The organism is Shewanella ulleungensis (genome assembly GCF_014648315.1).
Taxonomy (GTDB): Bacteria; Pseudomonadota; Gammaproteobacteria; order Enterobacterales; family Shewanellaceae; genus Shewanella; species Shewanella ulleungensis.
This window is the reverse complement of the sequence record NZ_BMQW01000001.1, coordinates 771,526-793,862: the sequence shown is the minus strand read 5'-3', so window position 1 is coordinate 793,862 and position 22,337 is coordinate 771,526. Positions and strand designations below refer to the sequence as shown.

Sequence of the window (22,337 nt, the reverse complement as noted above, 5' to 3'; positions counted from 1 at the left end):
TGTGTCACATAAAAGTTAACCTGATGTAGCCTCGAATACAAGTATTTTTCAAACAATTGTTTAAATATTTGTGTGTTTGAAATATTCCACTCAATAAGCATACTCGATACAATACGTTCGACTTATTAAAATCGCTCAATTTAGCGGAATTTAACAACTATAAAGGCAAGATTAATGTGCGAATTACTGGCGATGAGTGCCAATGTACCAACCGATATTGTGTTCAGTTTTACTGGTTTAGCTGAACGTGGTGGGGTCACTGGCCCTCATGTTGATGGTTGGGGAATTACGTTTTATGAAGGCAAAGGTAATCGAACATTTAAAGACGCTTGCCCAAGTAGTAAATCTCACATTGCTGAGTTAATTAAATCTTATCCTATTAAGAGTGAGATTGTTGTCAGCCATATACGCCAAGCAAATCGTGGCTGTGTTTCTTTGGTAAACACACATCCATTTACACGTGAATTATGGGGACGTTATTGGACTTATGCTCATAATGGACAATTAACTGGCTATGAGCAAAAATTTGCAGGTGTATCACGATTTCAACCTGTGGGTGATACTGACAGCGAATTGGCTTTTTGTTGGATTTTAGAGTCAGTAGTTAAAGAGTTTGGCGAACACGAACCACAAAATATGCAGCTTGTATTTGATTATATTGCTCAGCTCGCTGATGAAATACGTCAGCTTGGTGTATTTAATATGCTGCTCAGTAACGGCATTGATTTAATGGCATATTGTACTAATAATTTATGTCATATCACACGGCGTGCCCCGTTTGGTAAAGCCACTCTCATTGACACGGATGTTGTGATAGATTTTAGTCAAGAAACCACGCCAAATGACGTGGTGACTGTTATTGCGACACGGCCATTAACCAACAATGAGAATTGGGTTGTTTTGTCTCCAGGTGAGTGGAAGTTATTTCGCCAAGGTGAATTAGTCTTCAACTAGTTGTTTAATTTTATCCAGTTCAGACTCACTGATATCAGCTTCATTTTCAACATCTGCGGCTAAAGTATCTAATGCGTCAGAAGGGCCATCGATTAATATCGGTGTCATTGGTGGCAATGGTTTTTCAAACTGGTAGCTGGCTAATTGAATATCTAATTGCTTACTGCCTTTTGAGAAGTGACTTAATCTTACAGGCAAATAAGCTAAATCAGGTGCCATCCAAAAATAGGTTTGGCGCTTTTTAGCTTTCTTGGCTTCCCGAACAACTTCTACTTTAACCGTTTCATAAGTACCGCTGTTAAGTGTGAGAGTTTCCTTACCTAATACTCTAAACTGATAATCATCCACTTCTTTTTCTTTGACCATTTTATAATCTAATGGTCGGGTATTTGCAGCTAAGTCCATTCTAAATTGAAGTTGAACCATAAGAGGGTCAAATACTTTCTCTTGATAAGGTAACTTTAATGCTTCTTGCTTATAGATGGTGTGAATAAACTCTTGGGTTTTAGCAAATGCGGTTTGCTCAGTGTAATCACTGCCAGTACCTGTGCGTTCATGGATATACCTAAAGGGAACTAACTTACCATTTTCGAGTGTAAATTCACTTTTAAGGTGACGCTCATCAGACAACATTAATAAGCTGACATCACTGTCAAACTCATATACATAATAACCGCTGTCGGTGGCGGGAAGTTTATAGCTCGCTTCACCTAATTCAATACTGCCATAATACACAGTATATTTAGCGGTATGAGCAGTTAAAGGCGACAAGATTGCAGCTTGTTGGTCTACCGTTATAGGAATAATAGGGTTGAGTTGTTCAACTTTTTTGGCAATCGCTAAGGCTTCAGAGGGACTGAGTTGTGTAGTCGACTCTGCATCAGTAACAGCTGGTGTTGACTGGGCAGTCGTCTGTGCATATGCAACAGAGCTGAGGCAGAACATCATAGTGATTAAGCGAGTTAATTGGTTGATCAATGTATCAATACCTCAACAGTGAAAAGTTAACAGTGTAAAATTAAAAGGGGAGTGTCATTACTAGCGTAGCAAGATCAGGTTTCCATTGATATTGAGACAACGAAATCTTACCAGCGTTCACTAAGACGCCTTCTAATCTGAGTAATTCTTGTTGTGTACGAAAGAGTTCGGTTTCTTTTGCGAATGAAATTTTACCTTGGCTATTTATGACTCTATGCCAAGGCAACAACATATTGTTTGGCGCGAGTTTTAATGCCCTTGATACATACCTCGCTCGACCCGGAAGCCCCGCCAAATCGGCAACTATCCCATAAGGTAACACAGAGCCGTGTGGGATAAGATTAACAATAAACCATATTCGCTCCATGGGCGTTAGTTTTGTCATACGATTCCCACTGATGGTGTTTCAATGTGTATTAGCGATAGATGATAGAAAAATAGCAGTCAATGTACAACCGCAATTTTTCAAATAAGTTAACAGGTTAACAAGCAAAGTTTGATGAGAAAGTAATGTGTTAAAGCACGGTGAGATAAATACATAAGAAGTGGCTAAACGCGCCACCTAAGACAAACATGTGCCAAATGGCATGATTAAATGGAATACGTTTACCGACGTAAAAGATGACTCCAAGACTGTAGAATAGGCCACCCGCAAGCAATAAACCTATACCTAAGTCGCTCATTTGAGTTTTTAAATCGCCCATGACAGTGACACACAACCAACCCATTATTAAATATAACAGCACGCTAAATACTTTAAAGCGGCCAATAAATAAAGTTTTGAAAATGATGCCACCCAGTGCAAGTGTCCAAATGGCAATGAGTACTGTTGTTGCTTGTGCGCTTTGAAGGCTTATCAGCATCATGGGAGTATAGGTGCCAGCAATTAATGTATAAATGGCGCAATGATCGGCCATTTTAAACCGTTTGCGCCAGATAACACTTTGGCTCGAATGATACAAAGTTGAAGCCAAAAATAACACGATGATGCTCATGCCGTATACCAACACACCGCCCATCTGTACAAACGTTAATTCAGCCGGCGCTTTTAATAGCATCAGCACTAAACCAATAATACCCGCCACTACGCCTAAACCATGTGATATGGCATTAGCTCGTTCTTCATTGTGGCAATAGTCAGAAATAGATGTGGGTTTTGTGGTTTGATTTGTTGTTAATGTATCAGTTAAAGAGTTCATAATATCCTGTTTGCAACCTGGATGGTTTTTCTGCAAAGCTAGTCTAGCAGCCTCGATCTTAAATAGCTATATTTAAGAGTACACGTGTAAGCTTAATATCTAATGATTAATTATTTATGATTTTATTCAGATAATTAAAGTCACAAAGTTAAACATTATTTATCGAAAAGCAGCCTAATACGATAAATATAGTGCGTTGAAAATGGCTAATCACGTTATACTTATTTGATCTTTCGTGGCAATTTTTTTTATGTTGGACATACATTTTTATTTCCAACAACGCCCCAATACAGGACTTTACCGCCGCGGTATTGAATATGCAAAATGCTATGCGCTACAGGTGAAACTATGAATACAGCAATGCCTGAACAAGATGCAGAAAGTGAGCACATTGACTTTAATCTCGATGTGACTCCCTTTATTACACCAGAAAATGACGTTCCAGATGACAAACAACTGCAACAGCACCAACAAGATGTCGCAGATGGGATCCAACGACAGTTAACCGGTGGAATAGCAAGTAACACCAACAATAATCAACCATTGTTACTTGATGATGAAATTGAACAACACGCTAATCGTCTACAAACACTACTCGCGCGATTAACGGGTAATAACAGTTGGGTTATTGTATTAATTGTCCATGTATTGGTCATTGCATTAGCACTGATTTTTGGCCGGGCAGACATAAGCGGTTTAGCGGATATCCCACTTGAGCAAAAAGTCGAAAAACCTTTACCACCTTTAAAAAGCTATTTAATTACCGAAACTGAATATAACAAGTTAGTCGAGCGCGCTCAGCAAGCTGAACACTTAAACAGTAACCAGCAAAATATTGGCTTACAAGATGGACCAATGGCTGAGACCAAAACGGATGGAGTAAGTAATAAGAGTTCTCAATAACGAAGACGTTTATGATCATTATTGATACAGATGAACGCTAATCGATTAGGATCCTATCTTTAGAGTCCTATCTTTAAAATTCTAAGTTTAGAATCAGCAGCCGGAAAAGATTACCCTCAAATGAATAATCCTTAAAATAAATAGCCCTTAAGACAATTTATTATATTTAAATCGGTTTGCAATAACTGACCAACATAACGCGCACAACAGGCCACAGATAAGCCCGACAAGGTGAGACTCGGTCGCGACTCGAGCGCCGATTAATTCAGTGACACTCTCTGTAGCGCCAAAGAATTGTTCATATTCAACTTTGGCTATAACCCCAACCAGTAGTAAATAACCAGAGTAATAACCTTTGCGAATGTCCATTATGGCACCAAAAGCAAATAAGCCATGTAACATACCACTAAGACCTACATAGGCTTTTAAGCTGGGATAAAACAGATATAGCCCAATACCTTCAAGTAAGCATAAGCACATAAATAGCAATACCAGCTTCTCTGGATGTCGTTTGTAGTGAACTTCATGTAAAAACACTATCACCCAAAAACCAGCTAAATTCATCAATAAATGCCACAAGTTGGTATGCAGCAAATTACCGCTTATCAAACGCCATACTTCACCTTGCGCAATAGCATCATAACGATAACTAAAATATTGGTCTATTGGGAAAAACGCGGGGCTAGGGACGTCAGCTGCAAACAGCATGATACAGATGACGCTGATCACCACTAAAAAATGATAGGGTCCTACTGAATGAGATTTTGTGGCCAAAATTACCTCTAAGTATTATCGCTGTTTTGATGTTAAGGATCACACCGTCGATAAAGAATTATAGTCAAATCTTGCTTTAAAGAGATGTAAAACTTAATCCCTTTAAAGCAGCAATTATTTCACAACAGTCAATAGATACTGATATTCTCTCAATGAGTCGTGTTATGCCAATTTACTGTTCAGTGAAGCCATAACAGAGTCTTGGTTTTGTAAGTAATCATCGAGCCCGCGTTGGCGTAATAAACAAGCTGGGCAATCTCCACATCCTGTACCAACAATACCGTTATAACAAGTTAAGGTTTGTTGTTGCACTAAGGTTAATTGTTGATATTTATCTGCCAAAGCCCATGTTTCTGCTTTATTAAGCCACATTAACGGCGTAATTATCTTAAGTGGTTTATCCATGCCCAATGCTAAAGATTGCTGCATCGATTGAATAAATTCATTACGACAGTCAGGGTAGCCCGAAAAGTCGGTTTCGCACACACCGGTAATAATGGCATCACAACCTAACTGGTAAGCATAAATCCCGGCTAAGGTTAAAAACAAAATATTACGGCCTGGCACAAAGGTGTTGGGTAAGCCATTATTCATTAACTCGTGAGATACAGGAATAGCATCGCGAGTTAATGCAGATATCGCTAACTCGTTCAACAAGGTCGTATCCATGACTTTATGGCTGGCTAATTTCAGCTCAACAGCTAACGATTTAGCAACGTCAATTTCTTGCCGATGACGTTGGCCATAATCAAAAGTAATGCCGTGTACTTCATCGTACTGTGACAATGCTTGAATAAGGCATGTGGTCGAATCCTGACCGCCGCTAAAAACAACTAAAGCTTTGGTGGTGTTAGGTGTTGTGTTTGACATGAATATACTCTTAACGCTCTGATCAATCATCTTGGCTTTCTGCCGAAACGATTCAGAAAAAATCGAAATGATATTTTACCTAAGGTCGGCATAAGTGCAAAGCAAGCGGCGTAAATACTTGCAGCTGGAAGTAAAATCCTCTATAAATGCCGCCCTGTTGTTTGTCTGGTCGTATTGCTAGGCGTAAAAAGTAAGGTAAATCATGAAATATCCAGTTAACGAAGTATTTGAAACAATACAAGGTGAGGGCTCTTTTACAGGTGTCCCAGCACTTTTCGTTCGCTTACAGGGTTGTCCTGTTGGGTGTGCTTGGTGCGATACTAAGCAAACTTGGGATGTATTATCTGAGAACAAAGTCAGTGCTGATCAAGTGATTCAAGTTGATGGTACTATTGGCCGTTGGGCGGATCATACCGGTATTAGTTTACTTCAAGCATTTAAAGATAAAGGCTTTACTGCTAAGCACATCGTGCTAACTGGTGGAGAACCTTGTTTATACGATTTAACTGAAATGACTAGCGATTTTATAGCGGCTGGTTATCAGGTGCAAATTGAGACAAGTGGAACTTTTGAGGTTAAGTGTCATGACCGTGTTTGGGTGACTGTTTCCCCTAAAATCAACATGAAAGGCGGCTACAAGGTCCTTGAGCAAGCATTAATACGCGCCAATGAAATTAAACACCCTGTAGCCACTGAAAAACATATAGATGAATTAGATACACTACTTGAAGGCATAGATGTGACTGACAAAACCATCTGTTTACAGCCAATTAGTCAAAAAGATCGTGCTACAGCATTGGCCATGAAAGTGTGTATTGCTCGTAATTGGCGCTTATCGATTCAGACGCATAAATATTTAAACATCGACTAGGTTCATTTAATCAATTGATACAATAATGCCGCAAATTAACTGCGGCATTATTGTATTTATACTATCGAAAATTACAGCAATAAACCATTCTCATCAAAATGTTGCAGTTTTTGTCGGTAATGCTCAAAGCAGCCAATGTGTGCCTCAATCCATTGTGGGTTGTAATAGGTGTCTAAATAACGCTCTCCAGCATCACAAATTAAGGTCACAATAGAACCTGTTTTTCCATCCTGACGCATTTGAGTTGCTAATAATAATGCCCCATACAAGTTAGTCCCAGTCGATGCGCCAGTTTTGCGGCCAATCAATTGTTCTAACCATAAAATGGTGGCAACAGATGCTGCATCAGGAATTTGCAACATATTGTCGACAACGCCTGCAATAAATGAGGGTTCAACCCTTGGTCTGCCAATCCCTTCTATTTTACTGTTTTTGTCACTGACAATACTGGCATCACCACTGTGAAAATAATCGTAAAAAACGGAGTTCTCTGGGTCAACAACACATAATTGTGTTGCTTGTTGTTGATAACGTATATACCTGCCAATAGTTGCGCTGGTGCCGCCAGTGCCTGGACTCATCACAATCCAGTTTGGAATTGGGTGTGGCTCTTTTTCCATTTGATTGAAAATAGAGTCGGCAATATTGTTATTTCCGCGCCAGTCTGTAGCCCGCTCTGCATAAGTAAATTGGTCCATGTAATGCCCATTTAGTTCACTTGCAAGACGTTCTGACTCTGCATACATTTGGCTGCCATTATCAACAAAGTGACATTGACCACCATAAAACTCAATTTGTTGTATTTTCTTTTTTGCAGTGGTTTTTGGCATAACGGCAATAAAGGGGAGGCCTAATAAGCGAGCAAAATAGGCTTCTGATACTGCAGTACTGCCTGAGGATGACTCAATAATCGGCGTGCCTTGCTTAATCCAACCATTACACAGTGCATATAAAAACAAAGAACGGGCTAAACGATGCTTTAAACTGCCTGTTGGGTGGGTACTTTCATCTTTTAGATAGATGTCTATGCCTTCAATCTGTGGCAAGTCTAATTTAATTAAATGTGTATCAGCAGAGCGTTGGTAATCCGCTTCGATTTTAGCGATGGCCTGATTGACCCAAGTAGTTGGCATTCGACAAACTCGTTATTCCAAATGGGAATATATAATAACGAAAATAAAAAGTTAAAAGTAGTGTTTATGACAAACAGAATGAGTTCTTTATATAGGTATGTTTTATCAAGAAAAAAACAGCAACATGGCTATGCATTATTGTGAATATAGAGAATAGATAAGCGAGATGAAATAGACTAACAAAGAATTAAATCAGCAATAACAACTGGATTTTTAAGCAAGTAATGTGGGACTCAAGCAGGTAAGACAATTGAAAAACAGAATGTAAAATGGTGGAGGGAGAAGGATTCGAACCTTCGAAGGCTGAGCCGTCAGATTTACAGTCTGATCCCTTTGGCCACTCGGGAACCCCTCCACTGCGAAAGAAGATAACAAAGAAAAGATGGTGGAGGGAGAAGGATTCGAACCTTCGAAGGCTGAGCCGTCAGATTTACAGTCTGATCCCTTTGGCCACTCGGGAACCCCTCCACAAGTTTTCTTTATAACTTACTTTCTTTTTACACTTTAACGCTTTTGTTTTAGCAATCGAAATCGCTAAAACGGTACATCACACAACGACGCAAATGGTGGAGGGAGAAGGATTCGAACCTTCGAAGGCTGAGCCGTCAGATTTACAGTCTGATCCCTTTGGCCACTCGGGAACCCCTCCTCAATTGCGGCCGCCATAGTATTCACAAACCCATTGTATGTAAAGCCTAAAAATGAAAAAAATCTTAAAGTTTTGATTTATTTGGTCGATAAAATTACATCGAGCAAAGGTAGTGATGTTTTTATATGCAAATTGAGTCAACATTAGTCAATGAGTTACAAATAGGCAGCAGATTAAACGGGGCGGTTGAACATAATCGTCGTGGAGAATTCGGCTTACTATTGGCTATGTTATCGGCAGATGCTCGCGATATGGCGCAATTTCAGTTAGACGTCGATCTTAATGTAGAACAAAAATTGCGCAAACAATTCTCGCTACCACCTGCAGAACGATTAATTGATGATGTTTCGAGCGATATTTTTGTTACCGATAATGCCCCACTTTTTCAGCAGGGGGCTCGTCAATTTCAATTGCAACAGGCCTTAACTCCTGAAGCTCTGGTTATTCGTGGCTCACAATCTGACGCTATGGTTGAAGTGCTGAGTAATTGTGATGAACTCACAAAACGCAAAGCGATTAATTTATACCAGCAACATGATGTTATTGAAGATATGCATTTTATTGACCAGCTAGCTACCCAGCGGAAAATAAGTCAAACCATGGCGCTTCAGTATGCTTAAAAGTGGCGGGCAACATAGTGTATACAAACAGGCATACTAGCGCTGCTTAATATGCTATTTGTGAGCTTGGCAAATAAATCACCCTGATCTTTGCGTTAGGATATTAACACTAACAAGGTGATCTAGAGGTAATGACATGATTAAGCAAATTAAACAGCAACAACCTGGTAATGTGAATGATAGTTGTGCCGATTGTGGAAGCTTCGTTGATATTGGTGCGGTTGTGGAGGCAGATGACACGCTATTGCAGCTAACCTTTAATGGTGAAGATGCACTAACAAAAGCAAATGCACTCGAACAAATCGCTTTGCAACGTTTTCCAGAGACCAAAGCTGAAATTAAACAGTTGGTCAACCAGTGTGAATTGACATTGAATTTCGCGTTTAGCGTTGAAAAAATGATTTTTCAACTCGAAAACTCACTGTAGAAGATGCGTTGATTACAAATAATAAATAATGCGTGGCGTGTTTAGTCTTTACTGTAGATTTTCATTAAATCAATAGCTTAGTCGCTTTATGATGCGTCACATTTATCGTAACAAGTACCGACTAAATGATTGCTGTTAGTCGGTTAAAAGTGTAATCTTGCGGCATTAATAAAAGGTATAGTAGCAAATGCTTTATTACTGCTATGTTGTACCTTACAAGCGGATATCGCTCCCAAGTCGTACTCTGATTAATGACTGGCGCTTCAATGCGTAATAATAAAAATCATCTTTCAATGTCAATGATTATAAACCAGCAAATTTGAGTAATGTAGTTGTGTTTCGGGATGTAAATGAATCGTAAAGAGCAACAGCACTTATTGGAATTAATTGTAAATTCCAGTGCAAAACAGCAAGGTAATTTTTCAGAAACCTCTGAGATGGTTTGCCAACTCTTAAGAGAGTATTTCGACGCATCCTTTGTCTCTGTGTGGTTGCTAACCAATAGCATCGATGACACTCATACTATTGACGCAACAAACTCTGATGGGTTCTATGTTTGTGCCCACAATTTAGTCGCAAGCAACATTGCAGATCCATTAAGTCACAATGCGTCTTTGCGCCAAACTTCAATAATTGAACCGCAATTTTTTACAGAGCTTCGTTTACACCGCTTTATATTGTCTAGTGACGTTCACCAAAAAAATCTTATTCAGCAGTTTGCGAGCTATTATGAACATCACAACATTAACACCAGCATTGATATTGCAATTCGCATAAATGGTCACATTGAAGGTGTATTATCAATAGAACACTGCCAAGCCCATAAGTGGCTAAAAGCTGATATTCAGTTTGCAGTGCAATGTGCCGATCAATTAGCACTGACGTTGGCCACGCGCTACACCTACGACAGTAACGAGCAAATCTATTTACTGCGAAATGCTACAGAACAGTCAGAACATGTGGTGATGTTAGTCAATACTGACAGTAAAATTGTTGAATACGTTAACGGTGCCCATGAAAAAATGACTGGCCTTGCCAGAGAGACGATTGAACACCAAAGTGCATTAAATCTCGATATTTTCCGCTCTAACCCTCAACTTTTAGATGTCATTGTAAACAAACTTCATAACAAAGAAATCGTTAAAGGCAATATCAAGCTGAGTCGTACAGATGAGAGCGAGTATTGGCTAAATTACCACATCACGCCTTTTGTTACTGAATTAGGTAAACATTACGCGCTGGTATCGAGCTATGACAATTCAAGCGAATACTTGCATAAAGCGGAATTAGAACACCTTGCCTGGCATTGTAGTTTGACCGGTTTGCATAATCGTAGCTATTTTACGCAGCAACTGGATCGCGCAATCGATGGCACATTGATACTTGTCGATTTAATGGGCTTTAAACGTTTTAATGATACACATGGTCATGATCAAGGCGATGCATTATTGATTGAAGTTGCCCGCCGGTTAAAGCATTTTTCGTTATCTGCAAATGCCATTGATGTTGCCCGTGTTGGCAGTGATGAATACGCTATTTTGTTACCCATCAATTCTGCAAATGCAGACGATTTTTTTGCTGAACAAGAGCAAATGGTGAAACGGCTTTATTTAAGTTTAGTTGCACCCGCGATTATTTTACGTGAAAAAGTGAGCCCTAAACCTGCTATTGCGGTAGTTGATATCAAGTCCGTGGCAGGGATGTTTTCACCACTATCTTGTGCTGACATTACTTTGCAATATGCTAAGAGTAAGTCGGAGATGCATTACCAGTTTTTTAATGCTGATTTGTTAGATGCATTTACCAGCAATGCTGAAATCGAGCGGGATTTACAACATGCAATTAAAGGCCGTGAGTTTGAACTTTATTATCAGCCATTAATGGATTTACAAACTAATCAATATATTGGTGCTGAAGCGTTAATTCGTTGGCATCACCCTAAAAAAGGCGTGTTGTACCCAGGATCGTTCATCGACATTGCCGAGCAAAGCGGAATGATAAATCCTATCGGGGAATGGGTGTTAGAAACTGCCTGTAAACAGCTCAACTTATGGCAACATAAAAATGTTGATATTGCGATGCACGTTAACGTGGCCGCAAGACAGTTTTTTAGCGGTAATTTGTATGAGCAAGTGTGGCGATTAGTGACGCGTTATCGTATAAAACCCAAAACATTAATTTTAGAGATCACTGAAACTGAGTTAATGGGTGATATTCGATATGCGATTAACTTATGCCATGAATTAGCTGAATTAGGTGTAGGCTTAGCGATTGATGATTTTGGTACGGGTTACAGTTCCATGAAGTATTTGAAACAGTTCCCAATATCGAAACTCAAAATTGATCGTTCATTTATTATGGACATTTCGTCTAGCCGAGAAAGCCGTGAGATTGTCAGTGCGATAATTGCTATGGCAAAAGCGTTGAATATTTCATTAACAGCAGAAGGCGTTGAAACGAGAGAGCAGGAAGAGTTTCTATCATTAAGCGCTTGTCATCATGCCCAAGGGTATTTGTACAGCCCAGCGATACGGGTGAACGAGTTTGCGCAGTTTATCGATAAACACAGCACTAGGTAGCCAGTGTAAAAATTAATGAGTTAGCTTTGCACAACACTGCTTAAATTTACGGCCACTGTGGCAAATACAGGGTTCATTTCTTGCCGGCGATCGCGTACTCATTTGTTTTCCTTCGGTGTAAAGCCATTGCTCATCAACTAACACAAATGATGATTTTTCGTAGATTGCATCGATGTGCTTATCTTCTACATACCACGCTTTAAATGTAACTTCGCCATTATTTTCTCGCTGTTCTGTTGCCAGTAACTCTAATCCTAACCAATGAGTATTACTTTGAGCTAGCTGTTCAACCGTTAAACCTTGTCGATAATTTGGGTGATGTGTCGCAATAAGATAGTCAAACTGGCCTACAACAAATGCACAGTAGCGTGAGCGCATAAGTTGTTGTGGCGACTGAGCCACTTTTTCAGCGCAATGCAAAGGTAAACAACATTGTTGATACAAGGTTTTACTGCCGCAAGGGCACAAGTCTGTAGGTGAAATATTGATTGTCATTTTGCAGTTGTACTCTGCTCAGTAGGAGTAGCGCTGATAAATTGGCGCCCATAATACAAATTAGGTACTGGCTTCGCATCATAATAAAGTTTTGCTGTAGCATGGGTATTTGAGTCCACACTTATTAACCATTTCCCGCTATTGTCTTTAGCCGATACGGTGACAAATTTACCCGCAAATTCACTCACAGGTTCACCAGAATCAGCCCCAGGATGAAAGCGTACTAAATAATAGCCTACATCGGTTGCGCTATTTTCGTCGACATGACGTACCAGTACTCTGAAATCAACTTCTAATGAAGCTTGCTTACGCTTAATTTTATCAAAAAAGCGCGTGTATAAATTGAGGATATTCTGTTTACCCAGAATAATCCCTTTTTCTTGGGTTTCAGAAACGTAGGCAGCATCTTCAGTATAAATTTTCTCAATGCTGTTGAGGTCTAAATGTTCAAATGCTTGTACTAATTGGCTAAAGTTAGCATTGAGAGCTTTGTGAGGAATGGCTTTAGCTGCAACTGCATTAAGCGAAGAAATACACAAACACACCGTGAGGATAAAGTAAGCTAAAATGGATGTGTTCAAACGTAACAATATTTTTTTCAATGCATATTCTCTTTTTGATATTCTTTTTATAGGAAAGGAAACCCACAACGCTATACCGTGAGCACAACTATAAATTATTCAGCGATTTTGCCAAAGCGCATAATCTTTACAAAGTATGTAGGAGGTTAACCATGTCTTTTAATGAAGATGATTTATTTTTACAAGAAATGGCCGACGTTACCCCCTTAAAACCAGAGCGCCAAAGCATTGCGGCGCAAACATGGCTTAATCCATTAAGTGTAACAGATGCTCAACTTGCAAAGCGAGCGGCAGCACAACAACATGAATTGTTACAGTTATTACCCACTGACCCACATTTAATACAGCCGCTACAACCAGATGACATAGTCAGTTATAAGATTGACGGTATTCAAGATGAAGTGTTTAAACATTTAAGATTGGGCAAATATCCGATTAAAACAGTGTTAGATCTTCATGAATATCGGCTCAACCAAGCACGCGACAGCATGATTAATTGTTTGTTGAGTGCTTATGAGCGTGGTGAGCGCAATGTGCTGATAATTCATGGTAAGGGTTATAAAAGTAAACCCTATCCAGCGTTGATGAAATCAGCGGTGTGCCATTGGTTACAGCAAATAGAGCCGGTTACCGCTTATCATTCAGCTACACGCAATCAAGGTGGAGTAGGTGCGGTATTTGTGATGCTAAAAAAATCTCAGCAAAAGAAGATTGAGAATAGCGAACTTAATCGAAAGGGCAGTGGTTTCCGATAAAAAAATGGCGCTTATTCAGCGCCATTTAAATTCATTTATCTCTGCATAAACACAAGATTAAGCCATATGATAAATCAAAGTTTATCTGAGCGTTACCAGCCACATTGACGGTTCGCTTCAGTATTTTGCTCATCAAGCCATACTTGTAGTGGTGCAAAGTAATCTAATACTGCTTTTGCGTCCATTTGCTTAGTGCCAGTTATAACATTAAGCGCTTCTGGCCAGGGTTGACTCGCTCCCATTTCAAGCATTTCATTCAATTTAGCGCCAGCAGCTTCGTTACCATAAATACTGCAACGATGGACGGGGCCTGTATCGCCGGCAATATCACACAAAGCTTTATGGAATTGGAACTGTAATACGTGAGCTAAAAAGTAACGCGTGTACGGAACATTACCTGGAACATGGTATTTTGCTCCTGGGTCAAAATCTGCTTCGCTGCGAGCGATAGGCGCTTTAACACCCTGGTATTTTTCACGTAAATCCCACCAAGCTTGGTTGTATTGTTCAGGTTTAATGGTGCCGTTAAATACCTGCCAACGCCATTGGTCAATCATCAAACCAAATGGCATAAACGCAACTTTATCCAAAGCTTGCTTTAATAATAAGCCAATGTCTTTCGAAGCGTCAGGGACTGAGTCTAATAAACCAATTTTTTGTAAATACTTAGGTGTAATAGACAATGCAATGGTATCGCCAATGGCTTCGTGAAACCCATCATTAGCAGAGTTTTTAAAGATAAACGGCTGGTTTTTATAAGCGCGTTGATAAAAGTTATGGCCTAACTCATGGTGGATGACAGTAAAGTCTTCGGCATTTTTCTGGATACACATTTTGATTCGGATATCGTCCAGATTATCTAAATCCCAAGCTGACGCATGGCACACTACGTCACGGTCTTGTGGTTGCACAAACATCGAACGTGTCCAGAAGCTGTCGGGTAAAGCGCCAAACCCTAAAGAAGTAAAGAAACCTTCAGCTTGCTTAACCATTTTAATTTCGTCATAACCATTTTGAGCCAGTAACTCAGTTACGTTATAACCTGGGTCGGCATCTTCTGGCGCCACACTGTTATAAATGGTACCCCATTGTTGTGCCCACATATTACCCAGTAAATGCGCAGGGATTGGGCCAGTTTTAGGCGCGACTTCATCACCATATTGTTCGTTTAATTCCCCGCGTACATAACAGTGCAACGAATCATATAATGGTTTTATTTGAGCCCATAAGCGATCTAACTCAGCAGAGAACGCATCTGGTTCCATGTCGTACTGACTACGCCATAATTCAGATAAATCAGCATACCCAAGATCTTTTGCGCCTTCATTGGCTAATTCGACTTCGCGTTCAAATAACGGACGCATTGGTTTAGCTATTTCGCGCCAACCTTGCCATGCTTCGAGTAAAACAGCTGGATCTTTTGATTCAGCCATAAGATTTGAAAGCTCAGGCTGGGTTAAGCAGCGACCATCAGCAAAGCAATATTTCCCTTTACCGTATAAGCCATTAAGTTCTGATACGATACTGGCCAGCTCAGCATTTTTAGCTGGGTCTAATGGTGCGGGTAGTACTAAACTACTGCGAAGACTGTTAAGTTTTCTAGCATTAACAGCGTCGAGTTCAACATGAGCATATTTGGCCGCTTCTGTAGCATAACGAACCGACGTGGAAGTAACTTTTTCACCCATAGCGGCAGACAATGCTGCGGTATCGTCGGTAATAAAATTTGAGTAAATCCATTCTGCACGATTTGCTTCAATGTTTAAATTGGCTAAATCAGCCTCCGCTTGATTGATAAACTCAATCGCTGCAGCACTATCAATTTTTTCTACTTTTGCTGCAGATGTGCTAACAGTTGCTTGGGTATCATTACAGGCGCTAAGACCTAACGCGAGTGACACAATTAATGCAATTTGAGACGGTTGTTTTAAAGGGAAGTTCATTATATTGGCATCCTTGTTTTTCTTATCGGCGTCAGTGTACCGAAAAATAGCCAACTTTGCATATAAGTTAACAATCTGGTGCAGTTGTTAAGGTTTTTGTTCTTCGGTTTTATCTATAAAGCAAATAATTTCAATTGACATCTGTGCGCTCAATGATTAATTTAAACGGGTGTTTAAATTAAATTGGGTCATGGAATGGCAAGCCGTACTGATACAAAAACAAGAATACTCGATGCAGCTGAAAAGTTGTTTGCTGAGAGAGGTTTTTCTGAAACTTCGTTACGACTGATCACCAGTAAAGCCGAAGTCAATTTGGCGTCGGTCAATTACCATTTTGGTTCTAAAAAAGAATTAATCCGTGCTGTGTTGGCACGATATCTCGACGTGTTTATGCCCAGTGCTGCCATTGAGATAAATCGTTTACATCATGCGCCTGAACACGCTTCACTAAACGAGATTTTTTCTGCTTTAATTAAACCGTTACTTGAATTAAATAAAGTGCGTAACGGCGGAACAATCATTTTTCTGCAGTTGCTCGGTCGAGGCTATATAGAAAGCCAAGGTCATTTACGCTGGTTTATCACCACACATTATGGTGAGCATTTAGCGACATTTGTTAAAGCAGTTGCTGCTAGTGCGCCGCACATTCCGCCGGCAGAAATGTTTTGGCGCTTACATTTTACCTTGGGAACCATTGTGTTCACCATGGCATCAGCAGATGCATTAAATGAGATTGCCGCAGCCGATTATGGTGAACATAACAACACTGAAGCAATTATTCGTAAAGTTATTCCCTACATGGCGGCCGGTGTGGCTGTCCCTGTGTTAACAAACTAAGAAGGTATAAAATGAGTATCGTCATATTGCTACTTATAGCGATCATTATCCTCTTTGGCGTACGTAATATCCGCATGCAGTTCATTACTCGTCCGGTATTTTCGTTCTTCAAAAAGGTGTTGCCACCTTTGTCGAGCACCGAGAAAGAAGCCATGGAAGCCGGCGACGTGTGGTGGGAAGGTGAATTATTCCGCGGTAAGCCAAACTGGAATATGTTACACGGTTTTGGTAAGCCAACATTAACAGCTGAAGAACAAGACTTTATCGACAATCAAGTTCAAACAGCGCTTACCATGATTGACGATTTCGATATCGTGCATAACCGTAAAGATTTGCCACCAGAATTATGGCAATACTTTAAAGACGAAGGTTTCTTTGCGTTAATCATTCCGAAAAAATACGGTGGACGTGAATTTTCTGCTTTTGCAAACTCAACAATTGTGGCCAAAATTGCCACACGCAGTGTGAGTGCAGCCGTCACTGTGATGGTGCCAAACTCATTAGGCCCTGGTGAATTATTGACTCACTATGGTACTCAAGAGCAAAAAGATCATTGGTTACCGTCTCTTGCTGTAGGTAAAGATATTCCTTGTTTTGCGTTGACGGGCCCTGAAGCGGGCAGTGATGCTGGCGCAATCCCTGATGTCGGTATTGTGTGTCGTCGTGAATTTGAAGGTGAAGACACTTTGGGTTTAAGCCTGACATGGAACAAGCGCTATATTACGCTTGCGCCTGTTGCGACAGTATTGGGTTTAGCGTTCCAAATGCGTGACCCTGATGGTTTATTAGGTGATGTTAAAAATCTAGGTATTACCTGTGCTTTAATCCCAACGGATCACGAAGGCGTAGAAATTGGACGTCGTCATAATCCATTAATGATGGCATTTATGAACGGTACCACTAGCGGTGAAGATGTGTTTATCCCGCTAGACTGGATTATCGGCGGCCCTCAATATGCGGGTAAAGGCTGGCGTATGCTGGTTGAATGTCTGTCTGCTGGACGTGGTATTTCATTACCTGCACTTGCAACAGCATCTGGCCACGTGGCGACTAAAACAACCACAGCTTACAGTTATGTTCGTCAACAGTTTGGTATGCCAATTGGTAACTTTGAAGGCGTACAAGAAGCTATGGCGCGTATTATTGCCAATACATATCAACTTGAGGCTGCACGTCGCTTAACGACCCAAGGTATCGACTTAAAAGTAAAACCTTCAGTTGTAACCGCTATTGCAAAGTACCACATGACTGAACTCGGTCGTGACGTACTTGAAGATGCGATGGATATTCAATCTGGTAAAGGCATTCAATTAGGCCCTAAAAATTATTTAGGTCATGCATTTATGGCTAATCCAATCTCAATTACCGTAGAAGGTGCAAACATTCTTACGCGTTCATTGATGATTTTTGGTCAAGGTGCAACGCGTTGTCACCCATATGTGTTGGCCGAAATGGAAGCCGCTGGTATGGAAGATGAAACATCGGCATTAGATCGTTTCGATTCATTACTACTGGGTCATATGGGTTATGCCATTGGTAACGCATTACGCTCATTTGGTAGTGCGTTAACAGGCAGTCGTTTTGCCAGTGCACCAGTAAGCGGACCTACTCAGCAATATTACCGCGACATGACACGTATTTCGTCATCACTTGCGATTATGACTGACTTATCTATGTTGATCATGGGCGGCGACCTTAAGCGTAAAGAAATGATTTCTGCTCGCATGGGCGACGTATTGAGTCAACTGTATTTAGCTTCTGCTACATTGAAGTTATTTGAAGATAATGGCCGTCAACAAGATGATTTGCCCGCTGTGCATTACGCAATGACTGAGCGTTTACACCTAGCAGCTAAAGCGCTTGACGAAGCTATTCGTAATTTCCCAAGTAAAATTGCTGCCGTGCTGTTACGTGTGTTGATTTTCCCTCTGGGTAATCACTTTAACGCGCCAAGCGATAAAGTTGCGGTTGAAGTGTGCAAAGGTATGCTTAAACCTGGCCCTGCACGTGACCGTATCACATTCCTTTGTGGCGAATTTGATGGTGATACCAGTGGTATTGCTGAAGTGGAAAATGCATTCTTAGCCAAATATGCTGCGAAAGATTTGTATAAGAAACTGAAAAAAGCACAACGCAGTGGTCACTTAAAATCTAAGTTACCGATGCTGGAGCTGTTTGATGTAGCCCTCGATAAAGATATCATCACAGAAGCTGAACACAAACAGCTTGTAGAAGCCGATGTGCTGCGCCTAGCTGCAATCAATGTGAATGATTTTGATAAGTTATAATTGCGTTTAGACATAACATTATTTAACGCTAAAGCCCTGACTCAGTCGGGGCTTTTTTATACCGCAAACGCAAGCAACCAATCTGCTGAATGATGACAACTTATTTGGGTGAGGTGAGTGCTATAAGAGCTAGTTAACTGAAATAGAGTGATGTAAACGAATACACTTGTGATTACCGGGTAACGCGAAGTTTACTTGACCAAACAAGATAGCAGTCATCGTCAGTGAAAACACCGTATCGATGTTTAGTGGTCGATGTTCTATGTGTAGGTTTGCCTCATCGCCTTGCGGTTGTAGTTTGTGACTAGATGCTTTTAACTGACTAGATTAATGAATAAGCCTAAGTGATTTACTCCTACAATGCCTATCATATCTATTTTTTATGTGCATTCCGATACGCTGAAGTTATTTGTCGGTGCGCATTTAAGTGTGAATGTACGCCCAGACTATTTCTGGCAATAAAAAAGCCAACCGCATGGTTGGCTTTAACATTATTGATCCATAAGCAGATGCGTTAACACGCTGCATACGTCATATTGAGCGAGTTATGCAACTACCAACACTTTACAAGTGTTAGTGCCACCGATGGTTTCCATCGCGTCGCCTTTGGTCATCAGTACCATGTCACCACTTGATAAGTAACCGGCATTAACCATGCAGTTAAGTGCTTCTTTAGCTAGTTCGTCAGCAGGGTAAGCCGTAGAATCAAACTCAATTGGCTGTACACCACGATACATTGCCATGCTGGCTAATGTTCTCTGGTGACGCGATAAAGCAAAAATAGGTAAGCCAGAACTGATGCGTGACATTAATTTAGCTGTCGCGCCAGATTCAGTTAACGAAATAATCGCTTTTACGCCTGCTAAGTGATTAGCTGCATACATAGTTGATAGGGCAATAGTTTCTTCAACTGATGAGAAACTTTGATCCATACGGTGCTTAGATACTTTCACACTTGGGTGTGATTCTGCACCTAAACACACGTTAGCCATTGCTAATACTGTTTCTTCAGGGAAGTCACCTGCAGCGGTTTCTGCTGATAGCATTACTGCGTCAGTACCATCTAATACCGCGTTAGCCACGTCCATGACTTCAGCACGAGTTGGCATTGGGCTAGTGATCATTGATTCCATCATTTGGGTCGCAGTGATAACCGCTTTGTTTAACTGGCGTGAACGTTGAATTAAACGTTTTTGTACTGCAACTAGGGCAGCATCACCAATTTCAACACCTAAGTCACCACGAGCAACCATCACTACATCTGATGCTCTGATCACATCATCCATTGCTTCATCAGTTTCAACGGCTTCTGCACGTTCAACTTTAGCAACGATTAATGCATTACTACCTGCTTCTACAGCAAGTTTACGTGCAAGATCTAAATCAGCACCAGTACGAGGGAAAGAGACGGCTAAGTAATCAACATTAATCATTGCAGCTGTTTTAATGTCTGCCATGTCTTTTTCTGTCAATGCAGGAGCTGTTAAGCCGCCACCTTTTTTGTTGATGCCTTTATTGTTAGACAAAGGACCTGCAACAGTCACAGTAGTAAAGACTTTACGGCCTTCAACACTGTCAACTCGTAATTGCACACGGCCATCATCCAGCATCAAGATATCACCAATCACAACATCATCTGGAAGTTGCTTATAATCAATACCGACTTGTTTATCGTCGCCTTCACCTTTGCCTAAATCAGCATCAAGGATAAATTTGTCGCCCAAGTTAAGTTTGATTTTTTGGTTATCTTTAAACGTAGATATGCGGATTTTTGGGCCTTGCAGATCACCAAGAACAGCAACATGCTTGCCTAATTCTTTAGCGATTCTACGTGTATCTGTAGCACGTTTTAAATGATCTTCTGGTGAACCGTGTGAGAAGTTAAGTCTAACCACGTTAGCACCGGCTGCGATAATTTTACGTAAATTGTCATCGCGGTCAGTTGCTGGCCCAAGTGTTGTAACGATTTTAGTTCTGCGGAACATGAGATACTCCGTTAATGATAAGTAAGATTTTGTGTTAAATAGAATTCGGTTATTTAAAGTACACAAGCTATCTTAGTACTTAAATGATGTAACTATATTAACAGACATTCTTAATTAATGTAGTAAAGTTACAAACAAAAAGACGACTTTTACTGTGTAATTTATGTGACAGATAAGTGATTTTTACAATAAAAAAGGCCATTCGGTATGAACCGTATGGCCTTTAATGTCTCTTAAGTACTGATGTTAGATTACAAACTCGGGATCAAAACTTAATTTATTGTGTAATTATTTAACAGTTCGGGTAATAAATAGCCGTTAAATAGTGAGATCTTTATTAACACGTGACTCTTTTAATACTTCTTTAACGCGTTTTAGATTATCACGGAATCTCGGTCCACGGCGCAATGTAAAGCCGGTAGCGAGAACATCGATTGTCACTAACTGCGCTAATCGTGACGCCATTGGTAAGTACATGTCGGTATCTTCAGGTACTTCCATGGTAACAGGTAGCGTACACTCTAAAGATAATGGTGAGTTGCGGGCTGTAATGCCAATAACTGCGGCGCCGTTTTCACGGGCAATACGGGCAATTTCGATTAATGATTTAGTGCGGCCAGTGTGCGAGATAAGCACAACAACATCGCCTTCATTACAATTAATGCAGCTCATACGTTGCATTAACACATCATCGAAACAAATTACCGGTACATTGAAACGGAAGAACTTGTTTTGGGCATCGTGGGCCACAGAAGAGGAAGCACCAAGCCCAAAAAACGAAATAGTCTTAGCTTGAGTGAGTACATCAACGGCTTTATTGATTGCCGCTGTATCAAGACTTTGACGTGCGGTATCGAGCGATGCCATTGAAGATTCGAAGATTTTTGTTGTATATGAATCTGGAGAATCGTCTTCTTCAACATGTCGACTAACATAAGGTGTACCGTTAGCAAGACTTTGTGCCAAATGTAACTTAAAATCAGGGAAACCTTTAGTATCAAGGCGACGGCAAAAGCGGTTAACGGTTGGCTCACTCACATCAGCCATCTTGGCTAAAGTCGCGATACTAGAATGTATAGCTGTTTGCGGTGAGGCTAGTATGACTTCGGCAACTTTTCGTTCCGATTTACTAAATTGGGTAAGGCTTTTTTGAACCTTTTCTAGGGTATTCATAAGCAAGCATCCGCTAAAAAGTAGCTAAGTAGTAGGTTATGTAGTTTTATACCATAACTTACAGGAATTTCGTGATTTAAGTTATTTTTTTACCTTTTACACGATCCTGTTGTTATTTTTCAAGACACAGATCACGGTTAAATGGTTTGTAAGCCTTGTTATAGGTGGAAAATCATACCAGATAATAGGTGCAGATGACTAGGTTAACAACAATGCAATATTTGCAAATTAAAGATGCAATATTCAAGTTCTGTTGTTATATTACAACAAAAGTGTGTTTTTATTCATCGAGCGAATTCGAACATGGCGCACACACATAATCA

General features: G+C 40.3%; 20 protein-coding genes and 3 tRNA genes. 9 read left to right on the top strand and 14 right to left on the bottom strand.

The annotated features are described in order from the left end of the window. Positions 1–174 precede the first annotated feature (174 nt). On the top strand, positions 175–954 hold the full coding sequence (locus IEY40_RS03310) for a class II glutamine amidotransferase (RefSeq protein WP_188953253.1): 780 nt from the start codon (positions 175–177) through the stop codon (positions 952–954). On the opposite strand, the gene IEY40_RS03305 is transcribed toward IEY40_RS03310, so the two are convergent. The 3 genes from IEY40_RS03305 to trhA all read right to left on the bottom strand — a co-directional run bounded on the left by IEY40_RS03305 (position 940) and on the right by trhA (position 3,131). After that, positions 940–1,932, bottom strand: a complete 993-nt coding sequence (locus IEY40_RS03305; RefSeq protein WP_229776991.1) for a DUF3108 domain-containing protein — start codon at positions 1,930–1,932, stop codon at positions 940–942. The two genes, IEY40_RS03310 and IEY40_RS03305, sit on opposite strands and share 15 nt — an antisense overlap. Positions 1,933–1,972: 40 nt before the next feature. Next, complete coding sequence (locus tag IEY40_RS03300; RefSeq protein WP_188953251.1) at positions 1,973–2,317, bottom strand: MGMT family protein; 345 nt, start codon at positions 2,315–2,317, stop codon at positions 1,973–1,975. Positions 2,318–2,447: 130 nt separating this feature from the next. Beyond that, a complete protein-coding gene (gene trhA, locus IEY40_RS03295; RefSeq protein ID WP_188953249.1) occupies positions 2,448–3,131 on the bottom strand; it encodes a PAQR family membrane homeostasis protein TrhA in 684 nt (227 codons plus the stop codon). Positions 3,132–3,479: 348 nt separating this feature from the next. Between trhA and IEY40_RS03290 the strand changes: the two genes are divergently transcribed. Next, positions 3,480–4,034: a hypothetical protein gene (locus IEY40_RS03290; protein ID WP_188953247.1), complete on the top strand. Its 555-nt coding sequence runs from the start codon at positions 3,480–3,482 to the stop codon at positions 4,032–4,034. Positions 4,035–4,181: 147 nt separating this feature from the next. Here IEY40_RS03290 and rrtA read toward each other — a convergent pair whose 3' ends face one another. After that, positions 4,182–4,742 carry a rhombosortase gene (gene rrtA, locus IEY40_RS03285; RefSeq protein WP_188953503.1) on the bottom strand — a complete coding sequence of 187 codons (561 nt, stop codon included), beginning with the start codon at positions 4,740–4,742 and terminating at the stop codon, positions 4,182–4,184. Positions 4,743–4,970: 228 nt separating this feature from the next. Next, complete coding sequence (gene queC / locus IEY40_RS03280; protein WP_188953245.1) at positions 4,971–5,678, bottom strand: 7-cyano-7-deazaguanine synthase QueC; 708 nt, start codon at positions 5,676–5,678, stop codon at positions 4,971–4,973. A 202-nt stretch (positions 5,679–5,880) separates the two neighbouring features. On the opposite strand from queC, the gene queE reads away from it, so the two are divergent. Then, a complete protein-coding gene (queE, locus tag IEY40_RS03275) occupies positions 5,881–6,549 on the top strand; it encodes a 7-carboxy-7-deazaguanine synthase QueE (protein ID WP_188953243.1) in 669 nt (222 codons plus the stop codon). Positions 6,550–6,620: 71 nt separating this feature from the next. On the opposite strand, the gene IEY40_RS03270 is transcribed toward queE, so the two are convergent. From IEY40_RS03270 to IEY40_RS03255, 4 genes are all read right to left on the bottom strand, one after another. Then, complete coding sequence (locus IEY40_RS03270; RefSeq protein WP_188953241.1) at positions 6,621–7,682, bottom strand: PLP-dependent cysteine synthase family protein; 1,062 nt, start codon at positions 7,680–7,682, stop codon at positions 6,621–6,623. 270 nt (positions 7,683–7,952) lie between these two features. Continuing rightward, positions 7,953–8,037: transfer RNA gene (locus IEY40_RS03265), tRNA-Tyr, on the bottom strand. 28 nt (positions 8,038–8,065) lie between these two features. Then, positions 8,066–8,150 (bottom strand) — tRNA-Tyr (locus IEY40_RS03260). Between the two features lie 96 nt (positions 8,151–8,246). Further along, a tRNA-Tyr gene (locus IEY40_RS03255) sits at positions 8,247–8,331 on the bottom strand. Positions 8,332–8,456: 125 nt separating this feature from the next. On the opposite strand from IEY40_RS03255, the gene IEY40_RS03250 reads away from it, so the two are divergent. The 3 genes from IEY40_RS03250 (at position 8,457) to IEY40_RS03240 (ending at position 11,957) form a co-directional block, all read left to right on the top strand. After that, complete coding sequence (locus tag IEY40_RS03250) at positions 8,457–8,951, top strand: VC2046/SO_2500 family protein (RefSeq protein ID WP_188953239.1); 495 nt, start codon at positions 8,457–8,459, stop codon at positions 8,949–8,951. A gap of 136 nt (positions 8,952–9,087) precedes the next feature. Continuing rightward, positions 9,088–9,378, top strand: a complete 291-nt coding sequence (locus tag IEY40_RS03245) for a DUF406 family protein (RefSeq protein ID WP_188953237.1) — start codon at positions 9,088–9,090, stop codon at positions 9,376–9,378. 350 nt (positions 9,379–9,728) lie between these two features. Continuing rightward, the gene (locus tag IEY40_RS03240) at positions 9,729–11,957 is read left to right on the top strand and encodes a bifunctional diguanylate cyclase/phosphodiesterase (protein WP_188953235.1); all 2,229 of its coding nucleotides are present in this window, start codon (positions 9,729–9,731) and stop codon (positions 11,955–11,957) included. A 12-nt stretch (positions 11,958–11,969) separates the two neighbouring features. Here IEY40_RS03240 and IEY40_RS03235 read toward each other — a convergent pair whose 3' ends face one another. Together IEY40_RS03235 and IEY40_RS03230 are read right to left on the bottom strand one after the other, a co-directional pair. Beyond that, complete coding sequence (locus IEY40_RS03235) at positions 11,970–12,452, bottom strand: YchJ family protein (RefSeq protein WP_188953233.1); 483 nt, start codon at positions 12,450–12,452, stop codon at positions 11,970–11,972. Next, the gene (locus IEY40_RS03230) at positions 12,449–13,054 is read right to left on the bottom strand and encodes a YybH family protein (protein WP_229776990.1); all 606 of its coding nucleotides are present in this window, start codon (positions 13,052–13,054) and stop codon (positions 12,449–12,451) included. Before IEY40_RS03230 ends, IEY40_RS03235 begins: the two co-directional genes overlap by 4 nt. Before the next feature lie 131 nt (positions 13,055–13,185). Here IEY40_RS03230 and smrA point away from each other — a divergent pair, with 131 nt between their 5' ends. Next, complete coding sequence (gene smrA, locus IEY40_RS03225; protein ID WP_188953231.1) at positions 13,186–13,788, top strand: DNA endonuclease SmrA; 603 nt, start codon at positions 13,186–13,188, stop codon at positions 13,786–13,788. A 92-nt stretch (positions 13,789–13,880) separates the two neighbouring features. Here the strand turns inward: smrA and IEY40_RS03220 are convergent, their stop codons facing one another. Continuing rightward, entirely contained in the window at positions 13,881–15,731 is a 1,851-nt protein-coding gene (locus IEY40_RS03220) for a M2 family metallopeptidase (RefSeq protein ID WP_188953229.1), read from the bottom strand. Between the two features lie 195 nt (positions 15,732–15,926). Between IEY40_RS03220 and psrA the strand changes: the two genes are divergently transcribed. Further along, the gene (gene psrA / locus IEY40_RS03215) at positions 15,927–16,568 is read left to right on the top strand and encodes a TetR family transcriptional repressor PsrA (protein WP_160052423.1); all 642 of its coding nucleotides are present in this window, start codon (positions 15,927–15,929) and stop codon (positions 16,566–16,568) included. 11 nt (positions 16,569–16,579) lie between these two features. Continuing rightward, positions 16,580–18,856 (top strand): acyl-CoA dehydrogenase, encoded by a 2,277-nt coding sequence (locus IEY40_RS03210; protein WP_188953227.1) that lies wholly within the window; start codon positions 16,580–16,582, stop codon positions 18,854–18,856. Between the two features lie 545 nt (positions 18,857–19,401). On the opposite strand, the gene pyk is transcribed toward IEY40_RS03210, so the two are convergent. Together pyk and IEY40_RS03200 are read right to left on the bottom strand one after the other, a co-directional pair. Next, on the bottom strand, positions 19,402–20,841 hold the full coding sequence (gene pyk / locus IEY40_RS03205; protein ID WP_188953225.1) for a pyruvate kinase: 1,440 nt from the start codon (positions 20,839–20,841) through the stop codon (positions 19,402–19,404). Between the two features lie 318 nt (positions 20,842–21,159). Next, positions 21,160–22,014, bottom strand: coding sequence for a MurR/RpiR family transcriptional regulator (locus tag IEY40_RS03200; protein ID WP_160052426.1), 855 nt, complete (start codon positions 22,012–22,014; stop codon positions 21,160–21,162). Positions 22,015–22,337 lie beyond the last annotated feature (323 nt).